6 protein-coding genes are annotated in these 6,455 nt (G+C 69.9%); all 6 read right to left on the bottom strand.

All coding sequences use genetic code 11. The features are described from left to right. The coding region (locus E8A12_RS02200; protein WP_293366120.1) for a hypothetical protein at positions 1-1,269 on the bottom strand (1,269 nt) is incomplete at its 3' end. Beyond that, positions 1,266-2,003 carry an ABC transporter ATP-binding protein gene (locus E8A12_RS02195; protein ID WP_293366119.1) on the bottom strand — a complete coding sequence of 246 codons (738 nt, stop codon included), beginning with the start codon at positions 2,001-2,003 and terminating at the stop codon, positions 1,266-1,268. The genes E8A12_RS02195 and E8A12_RS02200, both read right to left, overlap by 4 nt. 86 nt (positions 2,004-2,089) lie before the next feature. Next, on the bottom strand, positions 2,090-2,971 hold the full coding sequence (locus E8A12_RS02190; protein ID WP_293366118.1) for a DMT family transporter: 882 nt from the start codon (positions 2,969-2,971) through the stop codon (positions 2,090-2,092). A gap of 101 nt (positions 2,972-3,072) precedes the next feature. Further along, the gene (locus E8A12_RS02185) at positions 3,073-4,659 is read right to left on the bottom strand and encodes a 2-isopropylmalate synthase (RefSeq protein ID WP_293366117.1); all 1,587 of its coding nucleotides are present in this window, start codon (positions 4,657-4,659) and stop codon (positions 3,073-3,075) included. 205 nt (positions 4,660-4,864) lie between these two features. After that, positions 4,865-5,485 (bottom strand): glutathione S-transferase family protein, encoded by a 621-nt coding sequence (locus E8A12_RS02180; protein WP_293366116.1) that lies wholly within the window; start codon positions 5,483-5,485, stop codon positions 4,865-4,867. Beyond that, a complete protein-coding gene (locus tag E8A12_RS02175) occupies positions 5,485-6,192 on the bottom strand; it encodes a TVP38/TMEM64 family protein (protein ID WP_293366115.1) in 708 nt (235 codons plus the stop codon). Before E8A12_RS02175 ends, E8A12_RS02180 begins: the two co-directional genes overlap by 1 nt. Between the last annotated feature and the right edge of the window lie 263 nt (positions 6,193-6,455).

The following is a 6,455-nucleotide window of genomic DNA, read 5'->3' as shown; positions in this document are numbered from 1 at the left end:
GGCCAGGGGCGCCATCACCGTCAGGGCGATCAGGATCGGCGCCAGCAACGCCGCCACCGGGCCGATGGCCGCCGCCAGCTTGGCGCGCCGCATGGTGCGGATCGGCGCCGGCGAACAGCTGAGCAGGTCCGGGGCGTCCTCGGCCGAGATGGTGATCCAGGCCAGGCTGCCGGTGATCTGGCCGGCCATGAGGGCGAGCGCGCCGGCGCTGCCCGGCAGGGCGTAGGCCTGGGCGGTCCCGGCCTGGCGCAACAGCACGAAGCCGAGCGGCAGGATGTAGAGCACCCGCAGCAGCACCTGAGAGATCAAGGCGGGATCGCGGGCGATGAGACGCAACTCCTTCGCCAGGGTCGCGGCGAAGGCGCTGGTGGAGAACCGCGCTCGAGCGTGGGATCGCGCTTTTCGGGGCGCGCCGGTTCCGACGCCCGCAGCGGCGGCCGCGTCGGCGGCGAACCGCGGCCCCAGCACCTGGTTGGCGACCAGGAAGACTCCGGCGCCCAGGACCAGGACGCCCAGCATCGGCCCCGGCTGGCCCAGCATCGCGCGCAGCGGCCAGTCTAGGCCCGGCAGGGATTTGAACCGGGACTGGCCAATCCCCCGGACCATGTCCGTCCAGACGCTGGCGCTCTTGCCGCGGCCTAGGATGTTGTAGGCCTGCCCGGTCAGGAACGCCGCCGCGCCGACGATCGCGGCCATGACCTGGCCCACGGTGCGCGTGCGCCGAGGCCCGATCAGGCGAAACAGGCTCCAGGCGATCAGCAGTCCCGCCCCGGCGGCGGCGAGCGCGATGGCGGCGAGCACGACCTCGAGCCCCAGCCAGGCCGGGTGGCTGAGCAGGGCTGTGGGCAGAAGGATGGGCAGGCTGAACAGGAAGAACAGCGCGAAGATGTTCACCGCCACTGCCAGGAAGCGAACGGTGAGCACGCGGCGCGGGTTCATCGGCGAGGAGAACAGCAGGTCCAGGTCCGCCCGCTCGTAGAGCGCATCGACCGCGGCGCTCAGCGTCTGGGACAGCATCAGGGTGAAGATCGCCAGGCTGACCGCCGCGGCGATCGCGCCCGATATCGGTGTGATCGGAATCTCGACCTTGCGCAGGGCGAAGGCCAGCGGCAGGCCGGCGGTGACCAGCAGGATCAGCGGCAGGATGGCCGAGATCCACATCAGCCGGAACTGGCCCTTTCCTCGACCGCGACGGCCCGCCAGGCCTCGCCAGAGCAGCCGCAGCTCGTGGCGCAGCAGCCAGAGCGTCGATCCGGGCGGTGCGATCACGCCTCGGCGCCCGTCAGCTCCAGGAACAGGTCCTCCAGGGTCGCGCGGCCCTCACCCGTCCTGGCGCGCAGCTCATCCAGCGTGCCTTGGGCCACGAGCCTGCCGTTCTGGATGATGCCGATGCGGTCGGCCATCCGCTCCGCCACTTCCAGGATATGGGTGGTGAGGATCACGCTCGCCCCGTCCTTCACCCGCTGCAGCAGCAGGTCCTTCACCTGCCGCGCCACGGCCGCGTCGAGGCCGGTAAGCGGCTCGTCGAGGATCAGCAGCTGGGGATCGTGGATCAGCGCCCCGGCGAGCGCGGTCTTCTGCTTCATGCCGCGCGAAAAACCCTCGCAGCGTTCTGCGCGGTTGTCCCAGAGGCCCAGCCACTTCAGCAATTCCTCCGCCTTGGCCTGCGCCGTCGCGGGCGCCACACCCCAGAGGCCGGCGACGAACTCCAGATATTCCAGCGGCGTCAGCCGGTCGTAGAGCATGGGCTCGTCCGGGGCCCAGGCGATGATCTGCTTGGCCGCGGCGCTGTCGGTGAGGACGTCGCGCCCGAAGACGCTGATCTCGCCGGCGTCGGGCTTCAGGAGGCCAGCGACCATCCGCAGGGTGGTGGTCTTGCCGGCGCCGTTGGGGCCCAGCAGGGCGTAGAGCTCTCCGGCTCGGACGGTCACCGTCAGATCGTCCACCGCAGCCTTGCCGCCAAAGGATTTGGTGAGGCCGCGGATCGAAAGCGCATCAGTCACGAAGAACCTCCAGGCCGGCGGACCGGACTATGTCCGAAGCGCCGCGCGCCGAATAGTCGCCGCGCCGGGGCCAGACGGATGCAGGCCTAGCCCAAGGCCGCGACGGCGACGCCGATGGCCGCCAGGACGCCGCCGGCCAACTGGCGGGGCGAGAGCCGTTCCTTGAACAGCCGCCGGCCCGCCGCCGCGGCGATCGGCGCTTCGATCACGCCCACGGCGCGCACCGGTCCCGCCGGCGCCAGGGCGAGCGCTGCGAACCAGCAGGCCGACGCCGCCGCGCCAAAGAAGCCGGCGCCCAGCGATGCGCGCCAGGCCCGGCCCACGGCCAGCAGGGACGCTGGCCGCAAGAGGGCGAGCGCCGTCACCATCACCGCCGTCTGCACCGCCTGGGCGACGCAGACCGAGGCGGTGGCGGAATAGATCGGATGGTGCGGCTCCAGCGCCAGACCCGCCTGGCGATAGGCGTTCAACGCCACGGCGAAGGCGCCGCCCGAGGCCAGGCCCAGCGCAGAGCCCAGACCCGCGCCCGCCAGCTGGTCGCGCCTGGGCCAGGACAGGACGACGAGGCCCACGCTCGTCACGGCGATCCCGATCCAGGCCTGTGTCCCGATGCGGTCACCCAACGCCAGCCAGCCGAACACCGCCGAGAGCGGCAGGGACGACTGCTGCATCACCGTGGCCACCGCGAAACCCGCGCGGCGCATCGCCACCAGCAGCGCCGCCGTCGCGCCGATCTGCGAGATCGCGCCCAGGCCCACCGCCGCGGCGTAGCTGGCGCTGAAATGCGGGCTCGCTCCCGGCGTCGCCAGCGCCACCGCGCCGAAGATCGCCAGCGAGAACGGCAGGCCGAACAGGAACCGCACCAGGGTCGCGCCCCAGGGCCCCGCATCGCCCACCAGCCCGCGCTGCAGCGCATTGCGCGCCACCTGCAGCGGCGTGGCCGCGGCGGTCAGAAGGATCCAGAGCATTCCAGACACCCGCTCATCCCCGCGCGGGCGAGGATCCAAGCTGAATCAAGGGCCGCGGCGAAGCCGCATGGAGTCCCGCCTTCGCGGGACTGAGCGCAGCGCTAGAACCCTGACGCGATCGCGCCGGGGTCGGTCTTTTCCTTGCGCGCCGTGAGGTTGTTGAGCGCGTTGATATAGGCCTTGGCCGAGGCCGTCAGCGTGTCGGTGTCCGCCGCCTGGCCGGTGGCGATGCGGCCATCCTCCTCGAGACGGACCGAGACCTGGGCCTGGGCGTCGGTGCCCTCGGTGACCGCATGCACCTGGAAGAGGCGCAGGACGGCCTCGTGCGGGGCGACCTTGTGGATGGCGTTGAACACCGCGTCGACCGGGCCGTCGCCGGTGGCGTTGGCGGATTTTTCCTCGCCGTCGATGGTGACGGTCAGGAAGGCCTCCTGCGGCCCCTCGGTGCCGGCGATGACTCGCAGGTTCTTCACCTGGATGCGGTCGGCGCCCGACGCAAGCGCGTCGTCCACCAGGGCCACGATGTCGTCGTCGAAAACGTGCTTCTTCTTGTCGGCCAGGTCCTTGAACCGCTGGAAGGCCTCGTTGAGCGCGTTCTGGCCCAGCTCGTAGCCCAGGGTGCGCAGCTTCTCGCGGAAGCCCGCGCGGCCGGCGTGCTTGCCCATGACCAGGTTGGAGGCGCCCTGCCCCACGGTCTCGGGGCTCATGATCTCGTAGGTGCCGCGGTCCTTCAGCATCCCGTCCTGGTGGATGCCGCTTTCGTGGGCGAAGGCGTTCTTGCCGACGATCGCCTTGTTGAACTGCACCGGGAAGCCGGTGATCGCCGAGACATAGCGGCTGGCCCGCGTGATGTGCTGGGTCTCGACCCCGGTATGGAAGGGAAGTGCGTCGCCGCGCACCTTCAGGGCCATGACGATCTCTTCCAGAGCCGCATTGCCGGCCCGCTCGCCGATGCCGTTGATCGCCACTTCCACCTGCCGCGCGCCGCCCTGGACGCCGGCGAGCGAATTGGCGACCGCCAGGCCCAGGTCGTTGTGGCAATGGGTGGACAGGATCACCCTGTCGGCGCCGTCGACGTTTTCCAGGACGTCCCGGAACATCTCGGCGTATTCGGTCGGGTAGCTGTAGCCGACGGTGTCCGGCAGGTTGATCGTGCCGGCGCCGGCCTTGATCGCCGCCTCCACGCAACGGCGCAGGAAGTCCTGCTCGGTGCGGGTGGCGTCCTGGGCCGACCATTCCACGTCGCCGCACAGGTTGCGGGCGTGCCCCACCGACTTGGTGATCATCTCCAGGATGTCTTCCTGCGAGGCGTGCAGGATGTGGTCGCGGTGGCTGGGGCTGGTGGACAGGAAGGTGTGGATGCGGCCGCGCTTGGCCTTCTTGATGGCCTCGGCGCAGCGGTCGATGTCGGCCATGCCGGCGCGGGCCAGGCCGCAGACGGTGCTCTCGGTGACCAGTTCGGCGATCTGGCGAACGGCCTCGAAGTCGCCGTTGGAGGCGATCGGGAAGCCCGCCTCGATCACATCGACGCGCATTTCCTCGAGAATCTTGGAGAGCTCGATCTTCTCTTCCAGCGACATGGACGCGCCGGGCGACTGCTCGCCGTCGCGCATGGTGGTGTCGAAGACGATGACGCGGTCGCGCTCCGAACGCGGAGCGGTGGCGGATTCAGGTGTGGAAGCGGTCATTTTCGATCTCTTCGCGGGAGTTGCTGGGGTCGGGCGAGGGAAATCCCCTGAGACGCCCGGCCGCGAAGACGCGCAGCCTAGAGAGGCGCCCAGGGGCGGCTAAGCCCCAGGTCGAGAAGAAGCAGGCTGGCGGAGCGCGTGCGCATAGCGAATGCGTCTAGCGAAATGGCCCTCGCCGCGCAAGCATCTTGCGTCGAATGGGGTGTTAGGCCGCTTGTTGGGCAAGAACCTTGCGCACGGCGGGTCGATCGGCGACCCGGCGGCTGTGATCGGCCAGGCGGACGAACTGATCGGTGTCGACCCCATCGCCCGACAGCCAGCCGAACAGGGTGAAGAGATAGGCGTCGCAGATCGAGAAGCTCTCACCCAGCACCCAGGGTCCCTCGAACATCTCGTCCTCGATCAGCCGGAAGCAGGCGATCTCGTTCTTCGGCACGGCCGCGGTCATCGCCGCCTGGGCGACGGGATCGTCCGTCCAGCGGTAGCCGCGGTGCTTGTGGGCGTGCGCCACGTGGACCGTGGAGCAGAGATAGCTGTTGAACGCCTGGGCCTTGGCGAAGGCGAAGGGGTCGTCGAGCGGCGCCAGCTTCGCGGCCGGCCAGGTCTGGGCCACCCAGGCCAGGATCGCCGGGGTCTCGGTCAGCACGCCCTGATCGGTGATCAGAGCAGGCACGCGCGCCTTGGGATTGAGGGCCAGGTACTCAGGCTTGCGCTGGTCGCCTGCCTTGGTGTCCATGATGACGAGGTCATGGGACGCGCCGGCCTCCTCCAGGGCGATGGCCGAGGCCAGGGAGCAGGACCCCCAGGCGTGGAACAGCTTCAGCATCAGGCCACTTCCTTCTCTCGCCGGCGCAGCCAGGCGCGCGCCAGCAGTCCGATCCCCACCCAGGCCGCGGCGATGGCCACGAGCCAGAGCGCATCCTTGCCGACCTCGCCGCGCAGCACCCGGAAGATCGAATTGCCGGCGAAGGCGGTGAGCACGATCTTCGGCACGATGCCCACCGCAGTGCCGAGCGTGAAGTCGAGCACCCGCATCGGCGTCACCCCCGCCGCCATATTGACCACGATGAACGGCGCCGAGGGCACAAGCCGCACGATGAAGCTCGCGAAGAGCCCATTCTTGGCCAGCAGGTCCATGAACCGCGCCACGCCAGGCCCGGAGAACCGCTCCAGGGTCTTCGCCCCGGCCGCGCGGCCCAGGTAGAAACCCACCAGTGACGACGCCATGGTCCCGATCCAGCTGTAGAGGCAGCCAGCCATCGGCCCGAACGCCACCACCGCGGCGGCGATCAGCATGATCTGCGGCACGCCCACGAAGGCGAGCGCCGCGAAGGCCAGCACCGCCACCGGCAGCGACCACGGCCCCGAGACGGACTTCATCCAGGCCTGCACGGTCGCCGCGCCGTTGAACCCCAGCGCCTGCGCGCCGAACACGAAGACCAACCCCACGCCGCCCAGCAGCAGGAAGGACACCAGCAGCGTCCGCCACGCCTGGGCGTCCATGTTCGACAGGACCTGGATGAGGCGGCGCATCGACCCGAGGTCGCCGAGAACGCCCGCAGGGTCAAGCGGCGGCTTGGCGACAGACGCCTGCGCCGATCGGGGACATGGCTGTTCGGCTTGGGCGCAGTCCAGCAAGTGGGGAATCGCCAAACCTCAATTCGCCGCGCGCGCGCTCACCTGTTGGACGGGCTGGACAAGGAGACGAAGGTGCGCGAGGCCACGCCATGGCGGCGTGCCAGCTGCTTAGGAATCCGAGCATCCTTCTGCGAACATCCAGCGAGCCGGCCCGCAAG

The organism is Phenylobacterium sp., assembly GCF_004799395.1.
Taxonomy (GTDB): domain Bacteria; phylum Pseudomonadota; class Alphaproteobacteria; order Caulobacterales; family Caulobacteraceae; genus Phenylobacterium.
This window is presented reverse-complemented; position numbering and strand designations above follow the sequence as displayed.